Source organism: Paenibacillus chitinolyticus, assembly GCF_045038035.1.
GTDB classification, from domain to species: domain Bacteria; phylum Bacillota; class Bacilli; order Paenibacillales; family NBRC-103111; genus Paenibacillus_F; species Paenibacillus_F chitinolyticus_A.
This window is the reverse complement of sequence record NZ_CP173427.1, coordinates 4,964,705-4,988,179: the sequence shown is the minus strand read 5'-3', so window position 1 is coordinate 4,988,179 and position 23,475 is coordinate 4,964,705. Positions and strand designations below refer to the sequence as shown.

Sequence of the window (23,475 nt, the reverse complement as noted above, 5' to 3'; positions counted from 1 at the left end):
TCCCTTTTTCCTTGGTGCTGCGGTCTCTGCTCTTGGGCTATCGGCAATGCCAAGTCGGCCGGAACCGTCTCTTTCCTGAAAATGGGGAAGAGACGCCGGTGGATTCGGCAGTCTTTTAAAACGGCACCGGCCGCATACCGCACGGACTGCAAACATAAAAAGCGCCTTCCGCCGGTAGCCGACGGGCAGGCGCTTTTTCGCGCATGGCGGGCAGCCCGGGAGGCGCCGGCAGAATCTGCTTCCGCGAGCATTGTGCCGATGCCGTGACGGGCCTGCCGCCGCGGCTTCAACCCGCCGGATGATCGAACAGCTTGCTGCGCAGAGCGGTTCCGAGCCGTTTGACGGGCGCGGGTCTGATAGCGGGCCGCGCATCGACGGCCCGGCGGCTCGCTTCCAGCTCCCGGGCGTAGTCCGCCATCGCTTCGTACGCCTGGTAGTACGGGAACAGGCGCGCGATGTCTTCGGCTCCGGTCCGGCCGTCCCGGACGGCGGCGGGCTTCAGGACGGGAAGCAGATAACGGAGCGGGATGGATCGTCCCCGCTCCGTTGTTCTCTCCTGAGCGCGGATGAGAAGTCCCAGCACTCGGACGAGGCGGACCGCTTCGGGATGGGACAGATCCGCTTTCTGGAGCGCTTTGACGAGATCGCGGATGCGCTCGATCATCGTCTCGTAGGTTTGGAACAGCTCCCCGGCGCCGGGATCGTCCCCGCGGCTCAGCCAGCGGTCTTCGCGGACGAGCTGGGAGACGGCTTTGCCGCTCTCGATATACGAGCGGACTTCTTCGATCTGCAGCCGCATGTCCGGCTTGTAAGGCGTCATTTTGCCTGCCCGCAGGTCGAGCTGGATGTAATAAAGCAGAACGCGCAGCATCGTCTCGGACTTCGCCAGAAGCACGTCTTCCCGTTCCCGGTGCACGGGTTTGCGGATCGCGTTGACGGCGGTCCCGACGGTCATCCCTACAAGGACAAGCAGGAACTGGTTGTAGGCGGCCATCCCTCCGGTCAGCTCGTCGGCGGTGCCCATCGTGTTCACGGTCACAATGACGGCGAGCGCCAGGGATGCCGTGCGGCCGAGCTTGACGTGAAGCGCCATGACGACCAGGGCGGCGGCCGCGATAACGAGCGGGCCGCTGCCCAGCGTCAGGACCGCAGTAATACCCAGCGCCGAGGCCAGCAGGGCGCTGGCCATATGGGACAAGGTATGATGGAGAGAACGGTAGACGGACGGCTGGACGGCCAGCATCGACACAATGCCTGCGAAATGATCCGGTTCCAGATGGAGGAGCCGGGCGATCGTTATGCTGACGGCTATCGCGATCACGGTCTTGACGACACGCAAACCAACAAACATGGCGGCAGCCCCCTTTTAATTTTATGTTATTTATCCTAACATTAAACTTGCGAATTTGGTATAGGATTTATGTGAATCAATCGTTTGTGTTAATTTTATTAACATTTATATAACATGAATGTTTCTTTTCTGTCTTACTTCTTGTTCTCTCGCTAACCGAAATCTCAACCGTAACCCGAGCTTCAATAAACGGGAGGACGGCGCCGTTTTGCCTCAGATTTCTGTTCTCCGCTCGATTTTGCAGCAGGAGCACATGTTGATCGAAGCCCTTGCGGCGCAAGCTGACGCTATTTTGCCGATAGTACCGGCCATGATAAACTAGAACATGTACATACCGCTTCAACAGAAAGGGAGACGAGGATGATCAGATTTGCAGTCGTTGGAACGAACTGGATTACGGAAGAGCTCATTCATGCCGGCCGGGAATCGGAAGACTTCCGGCTTACCGGGGTTTATTCCCGCACGGCGGAGCGCGCGCGGCAATTTGCGGACAAATTCGATATCCCGCACCTATATACGGACCTGGAAGCCATGGCGCAAAGCGGCGAATTCGACGCGGTCTATATCGCCAGCCCCAATTCTTTTCACGCCGAGCAGGCGATCGCGCTGATGAAGGGCGGCAAGCATGTGCTGTGCGAGAAACCTATCGCTTCCAATACGGGGGAACTCCGCGCGATGATCGAGGCGGCGAAGGAGAACAAAGTGCTGCTGATGGAAGCTTTGAAATCCACGCTGCTTCCGAACTTTAAGGCCATCCGGGACAATCTTCACAAAATCGGTCCGGTACGCCGGTATTTCGGCAGCTACTGCCAGTATTCTTCGCGCTATGACGCGTACAAGCAGGGCACCGTCCTGAACGCGTTCAATCCCGTTTTTTCCAACGGGTCCATGATGGATCTCGGGGTGTACTGCGTGCATCCGGCCGTTCAGCTGTTCGGCAAACCGGATGCCGTCAAAGCCGGCGGCATGCTGCTGGAATCGGGTGTGGACGGAGAGGGCAGCGTGCTGCTCAAGTACGGGGAGATGGACGCCGTTATCATGCATTCGAAAATTACGCATTCCTATCAGTCCTCGGAGATTCAGGGCGAGAACGGCACGATGGTGATCGACAAGATCAGTCAGCCGGAAAAAGTCGAAATCCGCTACCGGGACGGCTCCGTGGAGGATCTTACGCAGCCTCAGATCGCGCGGAACATGTATTACGAGGTTCAGGAATTTATCGACCTGATCCGGGACGGCAAGACGGAATCCGCCGTCAATTCCCACGAGGTTTCGCTGACCGCGATGGAAATTATGGACGAAGCCCGCAGGCAAATCGGGCTTGTGTTCCCGGCGGACGGGAAAACATCCTTGTGACAGAGCGGTTGTCTCAAGTACCGGTCATCATCCGGAATAACCACGGTCGCGGCGACCGTGGTTATTTGCTGCGGTTTTGAGGCTCTCCCGTCAGGATGACGAGGCTGATCATGCTGCCGTTTTTTTTCAAACAAACTCGGATCTGAGCCGGTCGCCCTCTTCCGGCCCTTCTTCTCCGTCTCCTTCCGGTAACCGTCCGGCAGTCATTTTTCACCCTGGGTTCCTTCAAGCCTTCCCCGAAAGCAAAGTCAAAATAATGCACATTTAGGTCAGAATCCGAATCGGTCCCGTCCGTCCGGCCATCGTATAGTGAAAGTACCATCAAGGTAGAGAGGTGCTTGAGTATGAAACTGGACAGCTCGAATGTGAGCAGGGCGGCCGCGTCGGCTCCCAAGAAGCCGTTTTGGAATCACCGGAGGAAAGAAGCGACGATAGGCTGGCTGTTTCTGTCCCCGGAGCTGATCGGCATTGTGCTGCTGTATTTATTTCCGGTCTTATTTTCCCTTTATATGAGCTTATGCGACTGGAACCTGCTGGGCGGGATGTCTTCCGTCAAATTCGTCGGTCTGCAAAATTATGTGGAAATGTTTCAGGACGATAAGGTTCTTGCCGCGATCAAAAACAACTTGATCTACACCGTTCTTACGGTACCGGTCGGCATGGCGCTGTCACTGGTGCTCGCGGTGCTGATTCACACGAAAGTGTACGCGCAGAGCTATTTTAAAGTGGCGTTTTTTATTCCGTACATTTCGTCGATCATCGCGGTCGGCGCGGTCTGGAGCGCGTTGTACCACCCTTCGCTGGGACCGATTAACGGCTTTCTGAAAAGCATGGGGATCGACAATCCGCCGATGTGGCTGGCCGATCCGAAGTATGCCCTGCTGTCCATCGCGATTATCGCCATCTGGGCGGGACTGGGCTACCAGATCATTATTTATATGGCGGGCCTGTCCGGTATCCCGGACGATATGTACGAAGCCGCCAGCATCGACGGCGCGAGCTCCCTGCAGAAGTTTTACAAAATCACGATGCCGATGCTCGGCCCGACGAATACGTTTCTGTTTATCACGCTGCTGATGGGTTCGTTCAAGGTATTCGATCTGATCGCCTTCCTGACGAGCGGCGGACCCAATAACGCTTCCACGGTATTGGTCTACCGGATTTACGAAGAAGGCTTCCGCAACTTCCGGATGGGCTACGCTTCTTCGATTTCGTGGCTGCTGTTCGCCATTGTCGGCATTATCACTCTGATTTCCTGGCAGATTCAGAAACGCCAGGTTCACTACGGATAGGAGGAAGCACGTATGAGTCTGCGCAAATTCGACTTCTGGAAATTATTTAACACCGTGATTATCGGCCTGTTCTCCCTGTGCTTTCTCATTCCGCTCCTGTGGATGACCTCGGCGGCCATGAAATACGAGAAGGACGTCATGGTCTTCCCGATCCAGTGGATTCCGAAGGCATGGAACGCGTTAGGGAACTTCAAGGCCGTCTGGGCCGGAAATGTCCCGTTTCACCTGTTTTATTTTAACTCTATCAAACTGTCCGTAATCGTTACGGCTCTGACGCTGATCATCTCCTCGATGGCCGCGTTCTCGTTCACGAAGCTGAACTTCCGGGGACGCAATATCGCGTTTACGCTGCTACTGACGTTTATGATCGTGCCGGAGCAGGCGACGCTGATTCCGCGCTTCCTGCTGATCCGCTGGCTCGGCCTGTACGATACGCACGCGGCGCTGATCCTGATGATGATGTTCTCGATCTATTTCACATTCTTGCTGCGGCAGTTTATGATGAGCATACACAGCGACTTCATCGAAGCCGCCAAAATCGACGGCGCGGGTTACTTCCGCATTTACTGGCAGATTATGCTGCCGCTCTGCAAGCCGATTCTTGCGACAGTCGCGATTATCAAATTCATCTGGACGTGGAACGACTACCAGATGCCGCTTATTTTCCTGCTGGACAAGGAGCTTTATCCGATTACGCTCGGCATTCAACTCTTCAAGGACGATTATGCGGACAACTTCGCGGTGCTCATGATGGCTTCTTTATCCGCCATTATCCCGCTGCTGGTTATTTTTATCGCCCTGCAAAAACAAGTGATCAAGGGCATCGCCCTCGGCGGTGTGAAAGGATAGCGACGGAACGCGCAAAATCGTGCACAGAGTCAAAATTGTTCACAGAAGTAGTCAAATTGTTGCACAACGTTTGCCTGGCGCGGGGGCTATAATACCGATTGTAAAGGAAATAACATACAGGTTGAGGGGGAACAACACAATGAAAAAGGCGACGGCATGGGTACTTATCTGCGTCATGTTGGCCATCACGGTTCTCAGCGGCTGCGGCAAGTCCGAACAAGGCTCCGCAGGCAAAGACAGCTCCGGCAAACCGGTCACCATCAAGTATTATAACTGGGATAACGAAACCCAGGCGCAATCGACCAAGAAATATATCGATCAATTCCAGGAAAAATATCCGAACATCAAGGTTCAGCATATTTCTCTGGTACCGGGGAACTCGCTGGAGTCTCTCAAAAAGCTGGACGTCCTGCTGACATCCGGCGAGAAAGTCGATGTGGTCATGTTCCCCAGCATCAGCGAGCTGGATACGCGTGTAGCCAACAAAGTGCTGGCTCCGCTGGATGAGTTTTACGCCAAAGACAACGTTAAGCCGGAAGAAGAATACTTCGTCAATCCGAAGTTCGAAGGCAAATATTACGGCATTCAAAACAACATCACGACCAACTTCGTGCTTCTGAATAAAGACGCTCTGGACGAAGCCGGCCTGCCGGTTCCGAAACTGGGCTGGACGTGGGACGAGTTCCGCGAATACGCCAAGAAGCTGAACAAAGGCGAGGGCACTGAAAAACGCTACGGCGCCTACTTCCACAACTGGCCGATGTACGCCAACCCGGACGCGCAAATTTACATGCAGCACCCGTTCCTGACGGAAGAAGGCAAAACGAACTTCGACAGCCCGACCTACACCTATTTCTTCAATCTCCGCCGCGCGATGGAGAAGGAAGACAAGACGGCTAAGCCTTACGCGGACGTGATCGGTGCGAAGCTGAACTACCGCGCGGAATTCTTTAACCAGAAAGCGGCTATGCTGCTGTCCGGTTCCTGGATGATCAGCGAAATCGGGGATACGCAAAAATTCCCGCATACGTTCAAAACGGCCGTCGCGCCGGTACCTGTTCAAAAGAAAGGCGATTCGACCGATATGTTCATGGGGGGCAACTACATGTCCGTAGGCGCAAGCTCCGAGCATAAACAGGAAGCCTACCAGTTCATGCGCTTCATGTCCACGAACCTGACGGACGCGCGCGCCGAGCTTCCGGGCTGGAAGAAAGGCGATTCCAAGCCGCTTGTGGAACGTCTGATCGGCCAGAACAAGAACCTGTACGATGTGGATTCCCTGATGTACACGCTATTCGGTGCAGGCATCAAGGCCCTGCCGCCATCCAAGAACAGCATTTCTTACGCGGCTGCTCTGGACAAAATCCTGACGGACGGATTCAGCATGTTCATTCTGGACAACAAGAAAGTGGAAGACGTTCAGAAATGGATGGTAGACGAAGCGAACAAGGTCATCGAGAAAAATAAAAAGTAATTCAAGGACGATTCTGCGGCAAAGACCTCCTGAACTGGGGGTTTTTGCCGTAGCTCGTTTTCGGACGTTCTTGGTATAGTGAAAAAACACCCGGTACGAAAGCGCTTGCGAAGGTCCGGACAGAGGAGGAGCGTCATGCTGCAGAGTTCGTTTTACCGCAAAATTCAATTCTCGTTCCTGATCTTCATCCTGCTGCCGATCGTGACCGTATCTTCGCTCGCTTACATCACGATCAAACGGACCACCATGGATAAAATGGAAGCGGCGAACCAGTCGATTTTGCAGCTGATGACCAAGGACATCGAGAAGCTGCTGGACGACATCTCTTTCGCTTCGCATTTCTACGTGCAAAACGTGGAGATCCGGGATAATCTCCGCGAAATTCAAGGCATGACCGGTATTCATACCTTTGACGATTTCAACAAATACACCAAAATCCGCAACAGCTACGATCAAGTGTCGATTAACGCTTTGAACAAGTATGTGCGGCTGTTCCTGGTTAACGATACAGGCTTTATCGTGCCGTATATGGACGTGGGAAGCGGGCAGACGCTGCCGCAGATGGAGAGCGACTGGAAGACGGTCAAGCCGCGGATTGTGCTGGACAACCCGACCAGTATCCAGTGGCTCGGAACGGTCGCTGGATCGGGTCCGGACAAGGACACGTACTATTACTTGTCGCGGGTCATCCGGGATACGGATAACGGAGGCCTGCTCGGGACGCTGATGATCGGCATTTCCAGCACGTACTTCGATCCGTATTTCTCGTCGTCGACTTCCGGCCAATTTACGCTTTTCGAGAAGAACGGGCAGCGCATCGCGGGCAATGCCTCCATCGCTTTTACGGAGCCGGAGCTTCCGAGAAAACAGGGGGAGCGGAATATCCGCAGCGAGGCGGTCATCGCCCAGGGCAACTGGAAGCTGGTGTACGAGACGCCGGAGAAAACGGCAACGGGACAAATTACGAAAACGTTCTTTGTCAGCGCCATGGCCGTAGCGGTGTTTATCATCATGTTCCTGATGCTGTCCTTCTTCCTGGCGCGCAGCCTCCACCGTCCGATCCGCAAGCTTCAGCGGATTGCCCACCAGTTCGGGGAAGGAAACCGCAGCATCCGCTTCCCGGATAAAGGCAGAGACGAAATCAGCGATCTCGGCCGCTCCTTTAACTCGATGCTCGACGAGATCAACGGGCTTATCGCCGGCATCGAAACCGAGCAGGAGCAGAAGCGCGTGCTGGAGCTGCAGGCCTTGTTCGCCCAGATCCGGCCGCATTTTCTGCTCAATACGCTGAATTCGATCAAATGCAGTCTGTACGTGTCGGACGACAAGCTGCACGGGCGGATGATCGATTCGCTGAGCAGTCTGCTTCGCGCTTATATGAGAGTGAACGAGCCCTCCACGCTGCGCAGCGAGAGCGTGCTCTTGAAGCATTACCTGGAGATCATGAACATGAGAAACGATCTCGCGCTGGAGCTTTCCGTCCGGATTCCGGCCGAGCTCGAGAGGCAGCCGATGCCGATGCTGCTGCTCCAGCCGATCGTCGAGAACGCGGTGGTGCACGGCTTCGTCGACAAGGAGGAGGGCGGGTCCATTGCGCTCACGGCAGAACGCGCGCAGGACCGGATCGTGATCCGCATCTCCGATAACGGCAGAGGGATGACGGACGGACAGCTCCGGGAACTTCAAGCCGTGCTGAACCGGGACCCGGACCAGCAGTCCTCGTACCGACGGGTCGGCCTGCTGAACGTCCTGCAGCGAATGCGGCTGACCTACGGCATGTCGGCGGAGATGGGAATGGAGCGCAGCGAAAGCGGGGGCGTGACAGTGCGGCTGTCGTTCCCGATTCAACCTTTGGAGGGGGAGAGCCATGTATAACGTCATGCTGATCGACGACGATGTGCCGATGCTGAAATATTTGCACAAGCTGATTGACTGGGAAGCGTGCGGTCTTCACGTAGCCGGAGAAACCTACTCCAGCGTGCGGGCGGTTCAGATGTTCAAGGAGCTGCTGCCCGACATTGTCGTGACCGATATCGGCCTGCCGCAGATGAACGGACTGGAGCTTGCCGCCCAGTTCTCGAGTATCAAGCCGGGAGTCCGGATTATTTTTCTGACCTGCCACGAGGATTTTCATTATGCCAAACAAGCGCTGCTGCTTAACGCCGACGATTATCTCATCAAGGACGAGCTGACGGAAGACCAGCTTCTCCGAAGCCTGAAGCAGTCCGTGGGACGGATTCAGCAGTCCGTCGTCAGCCTGGAGCAGGTGTCTTACCGGGAAGACGTAAACCGCAACCGGGATCTCCTGAAGGAATCTCTGTTTCAGCGGCTGATCAAGGGGACGGAGGCGGACGGCCTGCTCGGATACGCCGAGCGTCTCGGAGTGGAGTGGAAGCATCCGGCTTACGCGCTGCTGCTTGGGCACTTGTCTCTCGCCGGGCTTCCCGAAAAATACGCGAGCCGGGACATGCCGCTACTGCGCTACGGCGTTTACAACATCGCGTGCGAGGTAGCCCAGACGTACGAAGGCGTCACGGTTTTCAACACGGGCGATTTTCTCGTCATCCTGCTCAATTACCGGCCCGGGCTGACGTTTAACGAGAAGCAGTACCTGCACGATTACACGGCCGATCTGCGGGACAAGTGCGACCGGTTTCTGCATGTGGGCCTGCGGTTTTTAACCAGCCCGGCGAGACTGGAGCTGTCTTCGGCCGGCCCGACCTTCCGGAGCATGGTCAAAAACCGGTACCGCTTCTATTACGCGGATTCGGGATATGCCGCGCCGAAGTTCGACGACGGGTCGGAGGTGTACTATTTGCCCGCGGAAGGGCTGTTCGGGCAGGAGCTGGAAGACATCGGAGCGGCCGCGGCCCATCGCGACCATGCGCTGCTGGAAGGGGCGATCGAGCGCATCCGCCGGACGGCGTGCGGCAAGCTGGCCGATCCCGAAGAGCTGAACCGGCTGTGCGTCCGGAAGGCCCGCCAGCTGTTTATTCAGCAGGCCCGGCCCGGCGCGGACACGGAGGAAGACGAATGGATTCCGTATCTGCAGACGGCTCTGCACGTGGATGATGCGCTCGCCGTCTTCGGCTGGATGATTCAGCGCCTGATGATCGGAGGGGACACGGGTGCGGCCCCTGCCGTGAAAGAGCCGAAGCTGCAGGTGATCGACGATTACATTTACCGGCACCTGGGAGAGAACGTGAGCTCGATCGACGTGGCGGAGCACCTGTTCATGAATCCGAGCTATTTCTCCCGCTACTTCAAACGCCTGACGGGTGAGAGCTTCACCGATTACGCGCACCGGTACAAAGTGAAAATCGCCTGCAAGGCGCTTCAGATGTCGGAAGACCCGGTGGAGCTGATCGCCGCCAAGCTCGGCTATTCGGACCGGACATATTTTTCCAAAGTGTTTAAAAAGTACACCGGCCGGACGCCGCGAGAGTATCGGGAGAGATGACCCGGTGCTCTTTTTTTGTGTAAAAAAGGCGGGCCGTCGGCTTGTGAGAGACCCGCGGGCATGCTGCGGAACCGGCGGCGGTGCCTTAACGGGGCTGTGGGCCTAGCCTCGAATTTCCGTGCGCAGAGGGCTTCGTCCGCGGGACCCCAAGTCAAAATAGTGCACATCCCTGCCAAAATCACACCTGTGTCGGAGGTGCGGCTCCCGTTACAATGGACGCATCACACTCAGATTGTAGAAGGACAGGTTTTCAGACGGGAAAGGGGAATGGCCATGTGGAAGGCGGCAATTGAAGATGCGGTGCTCAAAACGCGCCGGAATATCGGGAAGTTCGGCGGCAAGTTCCCGCACGTGAGCGGCGGCGGCAGGTACGAACTCCGGGATAACGACGAATGGACATGCGGATTCTGGCCGGGCATGCTCTGGCTCTGTTACGAATATACAAAGGACGAAGTGTTTCTGGAAGCGGCGCGGAGCACCGTGAGAGGCATGAAAAAACGGATGGAAGAGAACAAGGTGCTCGCCCATCACGATATCGGATTTCTGTACTCGCTTTCCTCCAAAGCGGAGTGGATCGTGCTCGGGGACGAGGACGCCAAAAATTTAACGCTGGAGGCGGCCGACAAGCTGCTCGAACGCTGGAACGACAAGGGGCAGTTTATTCAGGCTTGGGGACCCATGGGTGACGAAACGGAAGGCGGCCGCATCATTATCGATTGTCTGCTTAACCTGCCGCTGCTTTATTGGGCTTACGAGCATACCGGGGACGAAAAATACCGCAATACCGCCGTTATTCAGGCGGATAAAAGCAGACGGTTCCTCGTGCGCGGGGACGACAGCTCTTACCATACGTTCTTTTTCGAGCCGGTTACGGGGGAGCCGATCGGAGGCGCGACACATCAGGGCTTTACGAACGGTTCCACATGGAGCCGCGGCCAGGCTTGGGGCGTGTACGGGTTTGCCCTGTCGTACCGGTATACCGGCAATACGGCGTATCTGGAAACGTCCAAGCGGATGGCGCGCTACTTCGCGTCCCAGCTGCCGGAGGATTCCGTGGCGTATTGGGATTTCTATGCGGAAGTAACGCCGGAGACGCCGCGGGACAGCTCGGCTTCGGCTATCGTTGCCGCGGGCTTGCATGAGCTGATCGGCCTTCTGGAGCCGGATGACCCGGACCGGGCCGAGTTCGCGGATTTGCTGGAACGTTCGCTTGCTTCTCTCGTTCAAAAGTATTCGACGGCCGGCGAACCCGATGCGGAAGGGCTGCTTAAGCACGGGTCCTATCATGTACGGGGAAATCTCGGCCTCGATGACTATATGGTGTGGGGCGACTACTACTATCTGGAAGCCTTGATGCGCATGGAACGGAACATTCCCGGCTACTGGTATGACCGCAAGGAGCGGACCTTAGGATGAAGAGCGGCCGGATATGGGAAGGGTCGAATGCCGGACAGCCGGAGCTTGCCGCCGCTGCCGCAGCGCTCTTGGAGCCGGGCGGAGAGGGACGGAACGAAGCTTATCCTACGTTGAAAAGGCACTACGCAACACGCACCTCTCCGGTGCTGTTTATCCGCCGGGAAGAACGAGAGCGGCTTGTGAGTCATGTCCGTAATCATTACGGGGAAGACATGCGGGAAGTGTTGGCCTCCGCCGAACGCGTTGCCGCGAAGACGTTCCTTTTCCGCGGTGAGTGGGACATGGAGCCGACCTGCGTTCCGGTCACCTTCGCGGAGGACATCGACTGGCAGCATGTGCCTGCAGGCGATGTGGAGTGGGCTTACATGCTGAACCGGCATGCGTACTGGGTCGATCTGGGACAGGCGTACCTGGTCACGGGCGACGACAAGTACGCGGAAGCGTTCTGCATGCAGCTGGACGACTGGCTGCGCCGCAATCCCGTGCCCGCCGGACCGGCGGAAGCGTCCGCCACTCTGGCGTGGCGGACGATCGAGGCGGGGCTCCGCTGCATCAACTGGATCCGGGCGTACGAGTGCTTCCGGGACTATCCGGGTTTCACGGCGGAGCTGTTCGGCCGGATGCTGGAATCGCTGCATGAACACGGCGAGTATATTGCCGCGGCTTTCGATCCCTGGAGGCGTCTCAGCAACTGGGGCGTGCTCGAAAACGCGGGCCTCTTCGCGCTCGGCGTCTTTATGCCCGAGTTCCGAAATGCGGCGTTCTGGCTGGAAGTAAGCGCCGACCGGCTGCGGCAGACGGCGGCCCTCCAGATCGGCCGGGACGGCATGCATTGGGAGCAGTCCCCGCTCTATCATAATGAAGTTTTCTTCCAATATATGCACGTGCTGCACCTCGCTGAGAATAACGGCATCGGATTGTATCCCGAGTGGATCTCGGCCGTGAGGCGTATGGCGAAGGCGAATCTGTATTCCGTGAAGCCGGGCGGCAGGCAGCTGATGAAAGGCGACAGCGACGACAACGATATGCGCGACGCTTTGACCGCAGGCGCGATCCAGTTCGGGGATGCGGAGCTGAAATACGCCGGCCACGCCCGCGTGGATCTTGCGAACCTGTGGCTGTACGGCCTGCACAAAGCGGAAGCTTACGAGCGCCTGACGCCGGTACGGCCGGAAGCGGCATCCCGAGCTTTCGAGGAAGCCGGGCAGTATGTCATGCGCTCGGATTGGGAGCCGGACGCCCGGTTCGCCAGCATGAACTGCGGGCCGATGGGCGGCGGTCACGGCCATGCGGATATGCTGCATGTGGATCTCTGCGCCTACGGCCGGGATTTGCTGATGGACCCCGGCCGCTACACGTATTACGGCGGGGATGAGTTCCGCCGGTATTTCAAGCTGGGAGCCGCCCACAATACGACCCTCGTGGACGGCAAAGAATTTACGGAGTACCTCGACACGTGGGACTACGGCCGTATTGCGGCTCCGCTGGGAACCCGGTGGTCATCGGGACCGGCGGCCGACTATGCGGAAGGCAGCCACGACGGCTACCTTCATCTGGCCGATCCCGTTATCCCCAAGCGCCGTCTGATCTTCGTCAAGCCGGACTACTGGCTGCTGGCCGACAGCTTCCGCTGCGGGGACGCTCACCGTTTCGAGCAGCGGTTCCACTTTGCGCCGGGCCAGGTGCGCGTCGAAGAGCGGGGAGTCGGCTTTACGACGGAGGACGGAGCGGCGGGTCTGCACTTGCTGCCGGTTACGCGGACGCCTCTACGGACGGAAACGGAGCCGGGGACCGGTGGAAACGGCGCCGGAGCTCCGGCAGGGAAGGCGACGTACGAGCGGAGCGCCGGGTGCGCCGATCAAGCCAGATTGGCAGCGGATGCGGCAGCGCGTGACGCCGGTCTGCGGGACCGTGCGGAGGCAGCTCGCCTCGGCGGGCCGATCACGGCGGGAGCTCCGGCACAGGCGGGCACAGACGTCAGCGGGGCAGGCGCACCGCCGCATACGGACGCGGCCGCCGGCACATCGCCGGGGGCTGAATCGGATGAGCGCGGCCAGGCCTCCCTCACCGTGCCCACTCCCGGCGAGGGAGCGGTCCCCGCGGGCAGCGGCGCAGCCGGACGCGGCCCGCTGTTCGTCCGGACGGAGGACGCCTACGTGTCCTACCGGTACAACGAGATGACGCCCGCTCCGGCCGTAACCTTCTCCTGCGGCTCGACGGGCCCGGCTTCCATGATGCAGGTTCTTTACCCGGTCCGTCCCGGAAAGACGGAGGTTCCGGTCGTAGAGCAGGCGGACGTCTTCACCTACAACGGAGCCAAAGTGCCCGATTCCGTCGCAGAAGCCTGCCGCCTGACTTGGACGAGTACGGGAGAGCAGCATATTGTGGTGGTCTGCCACCAGACGCCATCGACGAGCATTATGTCTTACGTCGTGGAAGGCGTTCAAATTTTCGGCGAAGTTGTGCTCATTAAAAAAACGCCGGAAGGCATCGAAACAATCCACGTAAGATAGCGTAAAACAAACGGTGGAATATTTTTCCTTGAACATTGAATATAGATGAAAAAATCTTAATAAAGAATTGAAAATGTCTCCTGGAAGGAGACATTTTCGTATAAGGAGGCTACATGCGCATGACCCGTGTACAATACGACCGCAACAGCTGGATCATCGACGGCAGACGGGTATTTATTTTATCCGCCGCCGTCCATTATTTCCGTCTGCCGAGAGCGGAGTGGGCGGAGGTGCTGGACAAGTCCAAGGAGGCCGGCTGCAACTGCATCGAAACCTACGTTCCCTGGAACTGGCACGAAGAAGAGGAAGGGCAGTGGGATTTCGGCGGAGACAAAGATCTGGGAGCCTTCCTGGACCTCTGCGCCGAGCGCGGCCTGTACGTGATCGTGCGGCCGGGGCCGTATATTTGCGCCGAATGGGATATGGGCGGGCTGCCCTACTGGCTGGAGCGTAAGCCGGATATGCAGTACCGGAAATTCCACCGGGAATTCCTGCATTACGTGGATCTTTACTGGGATCGTCTCGTACCGGTCGTTCTGCCCCGTCTTCTTTCGCATTCGGGCACCGTTATTATGGTTCAGGTGGAAAACGAATTCCAGGCGCTCGGCAAGCCGGATAAAGCGTATATGGAATATTTGCGGGACGGTCTGATAGAACGGGGGATCGACGTTCCCCTGGTTACCTGCTACGGGGCCGTAGACGGAGCGGTGGAGTTCCGCAATTTCTGGTCTCATGCCGAGGAGCATGCCCGCACGCTGGAAGAGCGTTTCGCCGGCCAGCCCAAAGGCGTCCTGGAGTTCTGGATCGGCTGGTTCGAACAGTGGGGCGGACCGCGGGCCAACCAGAAAACGGCCTCCCAGGTGGAACGCAAGACGTACGAGTTGATTCGCGAGGGGTTTACGGCGATTAACTATTATATGTTTTTCGGCGGCACGAATTTCGGGCATTGGGGCGGCAGAACGATCGGAGAGCATACGTTTATGACGACCTCCTACGATTACGACGCCGCGCTCGACGAATATTTGAGACCGACGGCCAAATACAAAGCGTTGAAGCTTGTCCATGATTTCGTGCGCTGGATGGAGCCGCTTCTGACGGAAACGGCCGGCAGCACGGCCTTTATTCCACTGGGCAAACACTCGTCCGCCAAAAAGAAATCCGGCCCGCAGGGCACGATTCTGTTTATTCATAACGACGATACGGAGCGGCTCAGCGGGGAGCTGGATCTGCAGAAGTTCGGAATCGGATGTCCTCTTCCAGGAGACAACGATTCCATGCAAGCCGGGGCGCCGCAGGCGGCCGGTCGGCACGAGCACGCAGCCTCCGCTTCCGGCCAAGCCGCGAAGCCGATCTCCCCGCTCCCTTACACGGTGGAAGCGGGAGCTATCCTGCCGGTCGTATGCGGCGTGGAAATCGGCAGGACCGGGGCCGGCCAGCCTGTCACGCTGGAGGCGATGACCGGCTTCACGACGGGCTTCGACCGCGGCAGAGGCGCCGTGTACCACGAAGCGGGCCAGCAGTCCGCGCTGGTTCTCTCCGCGGCCGGACTCACCGGCCTGGAAGCGGACTGTCCGCTGCCGCAGCGCGTTCGCACGGACGAAGAAGGCCGCCTCGTCTTCACGCTGTTCCACGGGAAACGTCCGCAGACGATCACGGTGAGACACGCCGGCGAGGAACTCGCCCGCATCACCGTGACGGACCGTGCGGCCGTCGAAGCGGAAGCGGCTTCTATTCCGGAGGTCCGGGGAACGGCCCCGGTTCTGACGGACTGGCAGCAGGCCGATGAGGAACCGGATGCCGGGAAGGAGCTTGCCCGCGAAGCCGAAGGTCCGCTCGACTTCACGTCTTTCGGCCGGTTCAGCGGGTACCTGGCTTACGAGGCCGAGGTTCACTCCGCTGAGGAAGCGCTTCGTACGCTCACGCTTCCGCGCATCGAGGACCCGGCACGGGTCTACGTAAACGGCCGGTACGCCGGGCAAACGACGGAAATCGGAGCGGCGGCGCTCGATATCCCGCTTCGGCAGGGAGCCAACCGTCTGCGGATTCTCGTGCAGAATATGGGCCGCTACAATTTCACCCAGACGCTTGCCGAACCGAAGGGGCTTAGCGCGATGCCGAGCCTGGACGGAGCAGCCGCCGATTTGACGGAGGGCTGGCAGGTTGACGGCGCCGGACGCTCCCATTCCTTGCGGGCGCTGCCGGAAATCGAAGGCCGGATCGGCCTGTACCGGACGCTGCATACCGGCAAAGAGTACGACAGCGGCGTCATCGTCGGGTACGGCTTATCCAGGCTGCGCGTGAACGGGCGGAAGGTCGTTCCTCAGCTCTGCAACGAGACGGCCTGGAACCGCGGCGATGCCCCGTATGGGGTGGCGGACATCGGCGAGCTGCTCAGGGAAGGCTGCAACGAGCTGGAATTCGACGCCGAAGGAATCAGCCATATTCCGAAAATGAAGCTTTACCTGTATGCTTCGGCTTCCCGTATTTCCGGCTGGGTTACGACGGGCGCGGCCGATCCGCTCGGTGCGGCGAACTGGTCGGCACTGGAGCCGGAGCCGGGGTCTGGGCCTGGGCCGAATGCGGCAGCGGCAGCGTCACAGGAGGCGGTCCCGGACCGGGACAGGCTTCCCCGCTGGTTTAAAGCTGCTTTCGACTGGCCGGAATATAGCGGCGATGACAGCTTGAAGCGTACGGACAGCGTCCAAGAGGAGCAAGCGGGCGAGCCGGATGGAGCCAAGCTGAAAATCACGCTCGACGGGCTCAGCAAAGGGATTTTGTGGGTTAACGGATTTTGCCTGGGCCGTTACTGGCAGATCGGTCCCCAGGAATCCTACAAGATTCCGGTCAGTCTGCTGAAGAAACGCAACGAGGTCCTTTTCTATGACGAAGAGGGCTGTCATCCGGGCGGCGTCAGGCTGGAGCTTGTGGGCGGACCCGTCTAAGCGGCCGGAATCGCCAAAATCTTTTCCAATAGCAAAAGACATCGGAACTTTGTCTCTCGGGACGGTTCCGGTGTCTTTTTCTAGTTTCAAAAAGAGAAAATCAACAAAATTTTTTACCATATTTAAATTAAATAATAAAATAATACTTCAAAAAGCGCTTTCTTTCCCTGATAATAGAAAAGGTGGGGGTATTTCTAAATCATGAATGAAAGTGCTCCCGGTTCATAAAATCTTTATAAAGATAGGGGGTGGAGTTTACAAGACAACCGTATACTTTCCTGGCATGGCCCACTGCTCAACAGCCGGAATGCGGAAATGACGACAAACTTTGAACCAGCTTGGGAGGTATGTGACGATAATGGCGAAAAACAGACGGAGACTGGCATCATTTCTAAGCGGAATGATGCTGTGTTCCATCCTGCTGCCTGCAGGACGGGGATTAGCGGCAGTGCCCGGCACGACAGCGTCGGCAGGGCAAATCGTGGACGAACGGGTAGTGGAAATAGGACCCGGCGCGACGTACCAATGGAGGAATATGAAGCTGGACCGGGGACCGGAAAAGCTCCATTTTGTAGAATTCGATCCCAAAAACGCGGCTCTGGAGCTGCAGGCGGGCAAAACCGGAGGCAAGGTTTACGGGATGCAGGGCGTCAGCCAAATGGCTGCGGATGCGGACCGGACGGGCAACCGGGTCATTGCGGCCGTTAACGGAGATTTTTACGATATGTCCACGGGAATTCCGTCCGGGCTGTTTATGGGCGAAGGCGAAATCCTTGCGAGTCCCCCCGCGGGCTGGTACGCCTTCGGCATAAAAACCGACGGGACGAGTCTTTACGGGCCGAGCCCGAAGCTGACCCGGACCCTTGCGTTCGGCGGTCAGAGCACTCCCCTTACGGACATCAACCGGCTGCGGGGGACGGAGTCGCTCGTTCTTTACACACCCGAGTTTCATACGTCGACGATGACCAACGACCTTGGGGACGAGGTGATGCTCGATGTGACGGGCGGAGCCGTGCAGAGCGGCCAGACGCTCGTGATGAAAGTATCCGAAGTACATAAAAACAAGGGAAATACCCCGCTGGCCCCAAATCAGGCGGTTTTGTCGGCCTCGGGCAAGTTCCGGGATACGCTGGCCCAACTGAAACCAGGGGATGACGTCACCGCCAGCTTTACGCTGGAAGGCGAATGGAAAGACGTCCGGGTGGCCATCGGCGGCTCGGGGCTGCTTGTCAAGGATGGTGCCGCCCAGCCGAACAGCGATCCGGCGGCCCATCCGAGAACGGCCATCGGGACGAAAGCGGACGGTTCCGTCATCCTGCTGGAAATAGACGGCCGTCAGCCGGGTTTCAGCGAAGGCGTGGACTTGACGGAGCTGGGCCGACTGATGAAAGACCTCGGCGCCGTCAATGCGCTGAACCTCGACGGCGGCGGATCTTCCACCTTCGTGGCGCGGATGCCCGGCGAGAAAACGCGGAAAATTCTGAACACGCCGTCCGACGGAGGAGAACGTAAAACCGCCAACGGTCTGCTGCTCGTCAACAAAGCGCCGGAAGGCGCTGCGGACAAACTGGTCGTTCAGCCGCAAACGGAGCGTGTGCTGACCGGCTCGTCCGCTGCGTTCAATGCGGCTGCCGTGGACGCCAATCTGCATCCCGCGCCTTTTAACGGGACTCCGCAGTGGAGCATCGATCCGGCGGTCGGGACGTTTGCCCCGGACGGTACGTTTACTGCCGGCTCCAAAGCGGGCGAAGCTGTCATCACGGCCGCCTCGGGCGGGTTGACGGGAACCGGGAAGGTGGAAGTCGTGGAAGATTTGACCGAACTTAAATTTGCCGACGCCGTCAAAACCTTCACGTCCGGCAGCTCGGAAACGCTGAAAATAACGGCTTTACGTGACGGGCAGGTCGTTCAGGCGGACAACAGCCGGATTCAGTGGCGCACCGAGGGGCCGATCGGCTCGATTGACGCCGCCGGGGTTTTTACCGCCACGGCTGAAACCGAGAAAACCGGAAAGATTTACGCCACATACAAGAACGTAGAGACATCTCTGGATGTGCATGTCGGTGTCCCTCCGGTTATTCTGGAAGACTTCGAGAACGGGCTGGACCGCTACAATCCGAGTGCGGGCGCCCAGTTCAAGAGCACCGGCGTGAGCATCGAAACGGATGAAGAATTCGTGCGTTTCGGCAAAAACTCATTAAAGCTGGCCTACGATTTTACCGGGATGCCGGGAACTTCGGGTGCTTATTTGCAAGTAAAAAGCGGCGCCCAGCCGATCCAGATTCCGGGCTACCCCGAGAAAATCAGCATGTGGGTATACGGGGACGGGAACAAGCACTGGCTTCGTGCGCAAATGCGCGACGGCAAAGGTGCCGTGGCGCTTGATTTTGTCGACCAGACGGTAGGGGTCGATTTCAAGGGGTGGAAGTACCTGGAGGCCGTCGTGCCCAAAGGAAGAACCCTCCCGCTGACGATGGATATGCCGGTCCGCTATATGGAGACCTCGTCGGCCAAGAAAGACGCCGGAGCGATCTACGTCGACCAGATCCGGGCGCTTTACGGGCCTGCGCAGGACGATATGGACCCGCCTGTCCTGAAAAATTTCTCGCCGGCCGAAGGCGAGACGATTAAATCGAACCTGCCGACGATCAAAGTGTACGGGGAGGACTACGGCTACGATCCCGCCAAGCATCCCGGCACGACTCTGATCGATCCGGATAAAATCCGGTTCTATCTCGACGGGGACTTGATCCAGCATACCCTGTACCCGCCGGAAGGCCGGATTTACTACACGCCGGGTACGCCTTTGGCGGACGGAATCCATCAGGCGAAGGTTTCGGTCCGTGACCTGTCGGGCAACCAGACGACCAAAGAATGGACGTTCAACGTCGATACGGGCTCGGCCAAAATTGTGTACGACACGCCCAAAGATGTGTATGCGGGCGGGACGTATTCCCTCGATGTTAAAGGCATCAAAGCCGCAAGCATCAAAAACGGCCGCATCGACTTCGCTTTCGATCCGGGTAAAGTCGAAAACATCCGGCTTGTCCGCGGTCCGAAGCTCGGCGATACACAGCTGACAGCGGACATGGACGGCGCAGCGGGTCTGGTAAGTCTTAAGATGAAAGAGCTTCAGACGGCATCCCTGACGGATCAGGATATCATCGGCCAAATTCAGTACGATGTCCGCAAGGATGCGGCCGGCACGAATCTTATCGCCTTTAAGTCCGGCTCCGTTTCGTTTGCGAATACGGGGGATACGAGCTTCTCCTTCTTCGGCCTGCCGCTCTCTTCGGAGATCCGCAACCAGTTGAAGCTGGAGTGGAACGACTACGGTCACGTGCAGGGATACGAAACCGAGCTTGCCGTGAAAGACGAGCGGGGAGCCGCTGTCGAAGGGGCCACGGTGCTCGCGGACGGTTCCTCCATCGGAACGACGGACGCTCAGGGCAAGCTCCGTACGCAGGCGCTGACGGCCGCCGTCAAAAGCTACAAGCTGCAGGCGGAGAAAGGGAACGCCTACAGCGCGGTTTCCGTCTTTGCGGTATCTCCTCTCGGAGGGAGCGAGACGCCTTATAACATTGGCGTGAACATGGGTCCGGACCCGGCCGCATCGCGCGCGTTTATCTGGCATACGAATCCCGGAACCGAACCGACTGTGGTCGAACTCGTCAAGCAGTCGGAATTTACGGATTTTCAAGGCAGCGGCGTGAAACGGATTACGGGAGACAGCAGCTTGTACAGCACGCTGGATATCGGGACGATCCGTATTCATAAAGCGGTCGCGGACGGCCTGGAGCCGGGAACCTCTTACGTGTACCGCGTAGGAGACGGTAAAGGCCATACGAGCAAGCAGGGGACGTTCAAGACGGCGGAGCTTGCGGGAGACCGTACGAAATTTCTGTATTTTGCGGATTCCCAGGCCGGGGATCAGGCAGGTTTTAATTTGTGGGGCAACACGGTGAAAAAAGCGGTCGCCGACAACCCGGACGCGGAGTTCATGGTTCATGCCGGGGACATGGTCGACAAAGGCTTTAACGAAAAAGAATGGAACATGTGGTTCGGTGCGGCCCAGGATGCGTTTTTGAATACGACGCTCGTGGGAACGATCGGCAACCATGAAGTCATGGGAACGAGAGAAAACAGCGACTTCCTGGCGCATTTTAACCAGCCGGGCACCGGGCTGGACAGCTTGAAGGGCAGCAGCTTTTCCTATGACTATAAGGACGTTCACTTTGTGGTGCTGAACAGTGAATATCAGTATGAAGAGCAGAAAGAATGGCTGAAGCGGGATCTGGCCAAAACGAATAAGAAGTGGAAGGTCGCCCTTTTCCACCGGGGGCCGTACGGAAGTATATACGATACCGCCGAACTGCGGAGTTTGTGGGCTCCTGTGCTTGAGGAGAACAAGGTGGATCTCGTGCTGAACGGGCATGATCACATTTATTTGAGAACGTACCCGATGAAAAATAACCAGATCGTGGCGGACGGACAGGGAACGACCTATGTGGTTGCCGGTTCCAGCGGTCCGAAATTTTATCCGGTCACCAAACGGGACTGGCAGCGGGTGATCGACGAGGAGCAGACGCAAATGTACGCTTCCATCGACATTAACGGCGACGAGCTGAAATTTGTGACGAAAACGGTCGGCGGCCGGGTCGTGGACGAATTCAGCTTATATAAGAAACTGGTTCCTCCGGCATCAATTGAAATTGAACAGCAGAATCTTAAGCTGGCCGTAGGGGAGAACGCGAAACTGACTGCCGCCGTCAAACCGGCCGACGCGACGGACCAGAGCGTGACATGGTCCGTGTACAGCTCGACTCCGGCGGGCGCCGTCACCGTGACGGCCGATGGAGTGGTCCGGGCGGCGGGTCTCGGTACCGCGGTGATCCGGGCGACGAGCGGCACGGCGCCCGCTGTGTACGGAGAGACGACCGTGACGGTGGACCGGGTACCTTCGGGTCAGCTTGCTTCCATCGAGCTGTCCGGCAAGGGTTCGCTTAAAGTCGGGGAAACCGATCAGACGGTTACCCGCGCGGTTTACACGGATAACAGCCGGTTCGACCTGCTGGACGGCGTGACATACGCTAGCAGCCGGCCGTCCGTGGCGCAGATCGACCCGCACGGAGCGGTGAAGGCCCTGACGGAAGGAACGACCGTCCTGTCCGCCGTCTACGGCGGATTCACCGCGAAGTATGAGCTGACGGTGAAGGCTTCCGGCAGCGGAGGCAGCGACGGCGGCAGCGGAGGAGGCTCCGGCGGCGACAACGGCGGCGGAACTCCGCCCGTACCGCCGGTAGAGCCGCCTGTGAAGCCGCAGCCCGGCTCCGCCGGCAAGCTTGCCGCCACCGCCGCAGAGCTGGCGGCGATGAAAGCCGCAGGCGCGGTCACGTTCGCGACGTCCGCGCCGTTTGAAGAGCTGGCGCTGCCGGGGAATGCCGGCGAGCTGCTGGACGGCACCGCCGTCCGCGTCGAAGCGGACAACGTGGCGGTGACGCTTTCCGCAGCCGTCCTGCGCGAGCTGGGCGAGCTGGCCCCTGCCGCCGAGCGGGAGGGCAGCACGCTGAAGCTGAGCGCGGCACGGATCGCCGGCGAAGACGCCCGCAGGCTGCTCGGCAGCGCATCGGCCGCTTCCGGCGCACGGCTTGCGGCGGGAAGCGATCTGCTGGATTTCCGTCTGACCGTCACGACGAAGGACGGCAAAACGAGCGAGCTGACGAAGTTTGCGAAGCCGGTCACGATTGAGCTTCCGGTCGGCGCGGGCGTGGACGCAAGGCTTGCCGGCATTTATCATGTCGGCGGCAGCGGCGCTCTCGAATATGTCGGCGGCACTTGGCGTCTGGGCAAGCTCTCGGCCGATGTGAGTCATTTCAGCGCGTACGCCGTGTTGGAATACGGCAAAGCATATGCCGATGTGCCCGCAGACCACTGGGCCGCCGGAGTCATCAAAGAGCTGACGGCCCGGCACCTGATTGAGGGGATGACCGAGAACACGTTTGCTCCCGAGCGGAAAGTGACGCGGGCGGAGTTCACCGCCATGCTCGTCCGTCTGCTGAATCTGAAGGCGGAGGGAGTGCCGACTTTCTCCGACGTGTCCGGACAGGATTGGTACGCGGGCGCCGTTGCCGCAGCTTCCAAGGCCGGACTCGTCAATGGCGTCAGCGCCTCCGAATTTGCGCCGGAAGCGGTCATTAAGCGGCAGGAAATGGCGGCGATGATCGTGCGGGCGTACGAGGCTGCGGCCGGCAAGAAGGCAGCCGGAGGCGAGCCCGTCCGTTTCGCCGACGTCGAGGCTTCTCCCGCATGGGTGCGGGAAGTCGTTGACGCCGCCTCGCGCCTGGGGCTCGTGAACGGGCGCACGGCCGACGGATTCGAGCCGGAAGGCACCGCCACTCGCGCCGAAAGTGCGCAGGTGACCGCTAACCTGCTGAATAAGCTGGGAGGCGTCATCCGCTAGACGCGGAAAGGCGGGTACGGGGTAACACGGGTATCACGATTAACATGAGTAACATGAGTAACATGAGTAACATGAGTAACATGAGTAACATGAGGAATCCTTCCTGCCTCTGGGAATTTGATAAGGTGCGGAACTGAGATAAGGAGAGAAGCGCCGATCGCGTTACGGATTTAATAGAAGCTCTCATGTTCCGCATTCCGTTGAGTGCCGGAGGGAGGTCCGGGGGAAGACAGCTCCCCCAAGAAACAGAGCCATGTTTTAACAACCTGCCCGGCGTCCCAGGACGACGAGGCAGGTTTTATTTTGCCGTAAAACTTCCGGAACTTTCTACCGGGCTTTTCCGAAACATGATATGATTCAAC

General features: G+C 58.4%; 11 protein-coding genes. 10 read left to right on the top strand and 1 reads right to left on the bottom strand.

What is annotated here, in order from left to right; translation table 11 throughout:
• Window positions 1-286: 286 nt before the first annotated feature.
• Entirely contained in the window at window positions 287-1,351 is a 1,065-nt protein-coding gene (locus tag ACI48J_RS22440; protein ID WP_405080315.1) for an FUSC family protein, read from the bottom strand.
• A 360-nt stretch (window positions 1,352-1,711) separates the two neighbouring features.
• On the opposite strand from ACI48J_RS22440, the gene ACI48J_RS22435 reads away from it, so the two are divergent.
• The 10 genes from ACI48J_RS22435 (at window position 1,712) to ACI48J_RS22390 (ending at window position 23,113) form a co-directional block, all read left to right on the top strand.
• Window positions 1,712-2,707, top strand: coding sequence for a Gfo/Idh/MocA family protein (locus ACI48J_RS22435; protein WP_405080314.1), 996 nt, complete (start codon window positions 1,712-1,714; stop codon window positions 2,705-2,707).
• 344 nt (window positions 2,708-3,051) lie between these two features.
• Window positions 3,052-3,999 (top strand): carbohydrate ABC transporter permease, encoded by a 948-nt coding sequence (locus tag ACI48J_RS22430; protein ID WP_009672143.1) that lies wholly within the window; start codon window positions 3,052-3,054, stop codon window positions 3,997-3,999.
• 12 nt (window positions 4,000-4,011) lie between these two features.
• Window positions 4,012-4,848 carry a carbohydrate ABC transporter permease gene (locus tag ACI48J_RS22425; RefSeq protein WP_326052416.1) on the top strand — a complete coding sequence of 279 codons (837 nt, stop codon included), beginning with the start codon at window positions 4,012-4,014 and terminating at the stop codon, window positions 4,846-4,848.
• Window positions 4,849-4,987: 139 nt separating this feature from the next.
• On the top strand, window positions 4,988-6,322 hold the full coding sequence (locus ACI48J_RS22420) for an extracellular solute-binding protein (RefSeq protein ID WP_326052414.1): 1,335 nt from the start codon (window positions 4,988-4,990) through the stop codon (window positions 6,320-6,322).
• A 135-nt stretch (window positions 6,323-6,457) separates the two neighbouring features.
• Entirely contained in the window at window positions 6,458-8,197 is a 1,740-nt protein-coding gene (locus ACI48J_RS22415; protein WP_405080313.1) for a sensor histidine kinase, read from the top strand.
• A complete protein-coding gene (locus ACI48J_RS22410; RefSeq protein WP_326052411.1) occupies window positions 8,190-9,782 on the top strand; it encodes a helix-turn-helix domain-containing protein in 1,593 nt (530 codons plus the stop codon). Before ACI48J_RS22415 ends, ACI48J_RS22410 begins: the two co-directional genes overlap by 8 nt.
• 273 nt (window positions 9,783-10,055) lie before the next feature.
• A complete protein-coding gene (locus ACI48J_RS22405; protein ID WP_405080312.1) occupies window positions 10,056-11,198 on the top strand; it encodes a glycoside hydrolase family 88 protein in 1,143 nt (380 codons plus the stop codon).
• On the top strand, window positions 11,195-13,711 hold the full coding sequence (locus ACI48J_RS22400; RefSeq protein ID WP_405080311.1) for an alginate lyase family protein: 2,517 nt from the start codon (window positions 11,195-11,197) through the stop codon (window positions 13,709-13,711). The genes ACI48J_RS22405 and ACI48J_RS22400 overlap by 4 nt, the downstream gene beginning before the upstream one ends.
• A gap of 119 nt (window positions 13,712-13,830) precedes the next feature.
• Window positions 13,831-16,653 (top strand): beta-galactosidase, encoded by a 2,823-nt coding sequence (locus tag ACI48J_RS22395; RefSeq protein WP_405080310.1) that lies wholly within the window; start codon window positions 13,831-13,833, stop codon window positions 16,651-16,653.
• 358 nt (window positions 16,654-17,011) lie between these two features.
• Window positions 17,012-23,113, top strand: coding sequence for a phosphodiester glycosidase family protein (locus ACI48J_RS22390; protein WP_405080309.1), 6,102 nt, complete (start codon window positions 17,012-17,014; stop codon window positions 23,111-23,113).
• Window positions 23,114-23,475 lie beyond the last annotated feature (362 nt).

Excerpts from the sequence above, each read along its gene's own strand:
- ACI48J_RS22440 (WP_405080315.1), bottom strand. The coding sequence starts at position 1,351 with ATGTTTGTTGGTTTGCGTGTCGTCAAGACCGTGATCGCGATAGCCGTC.
- ACI48J_RS22435 (WP_405080314.1), top strand. The coding sequence starts at position 1,712 with ATGATCAGATTTGCAGTCGTTGGAACGAACTGGATTACGGAAGAGCTC.
- ACI48J_RS22430 (WP_009672143.1), top strand. The coding sequence starts at position 3,052 with ATGAAACTGGACAGCTCGAATGTGAGCAGGGCGGCCGCGTCGGCTCCC.
- ACI48J_RS22425 (WP_326052416.1), top strand. The coding sequence starts at position 4,012 with ATGAGTCTGCGCAAATTCGACTTCTGGAAATTATTTAACACCGTGATT.
- ACI48J_RS22420 (WP_326052414.1), top strand. The coding sequence starts at position 4,988 with ATGAAAAAGGCGACGGCATGGGTACTTATCTGCGTCATGTTGGCCATC.
- ACI48J_RS22415 (WP_405080313.1), top strand. The coding sequence starts at position 6,458 with ATGCTGCAGAGTTCGTTTTACCGCAAAATTCAATTCTCGTTCCTGATC.
- ACI48J_RS22410 (WP_326052411.1), top strand. The coding sequence starts at position 8,190 with ATGTATAACGTCATGCTGATCGACGACGATGTGCCGATGCTGAAATAT.
- ACI48J_RS22405 (WP_405080312.1), top strand. The coding sequence starts at position 10,056 with ATGTGGAAGGCGGCAATTGAAGATGCGGTGCTCAAAACGCGCCGGAAT.
- ACI48J_RS22400 (WP_405080311.1), top strand. The coding sequence starts at position 11,195 with ATGAAGAGCGGCCGGATATGGGAAGGGTCGAATGCCGGACAGCCGGAG.
- ACI48J_RS22395 (WP_405080310.1), top strand. The coding sequence starts at position 13,831 with ATGACCCGTGTACAATACGACCGCAACAGCTGGATCATCGACGGCAGA.
- ACI48J_RS22390 (WP_405080309.1), top strand. The coding sequence starts at position 17,012 with ATGGCGAAAAACAGACGGAGACTGGCATCATTTCTAAGCGGAATGATG.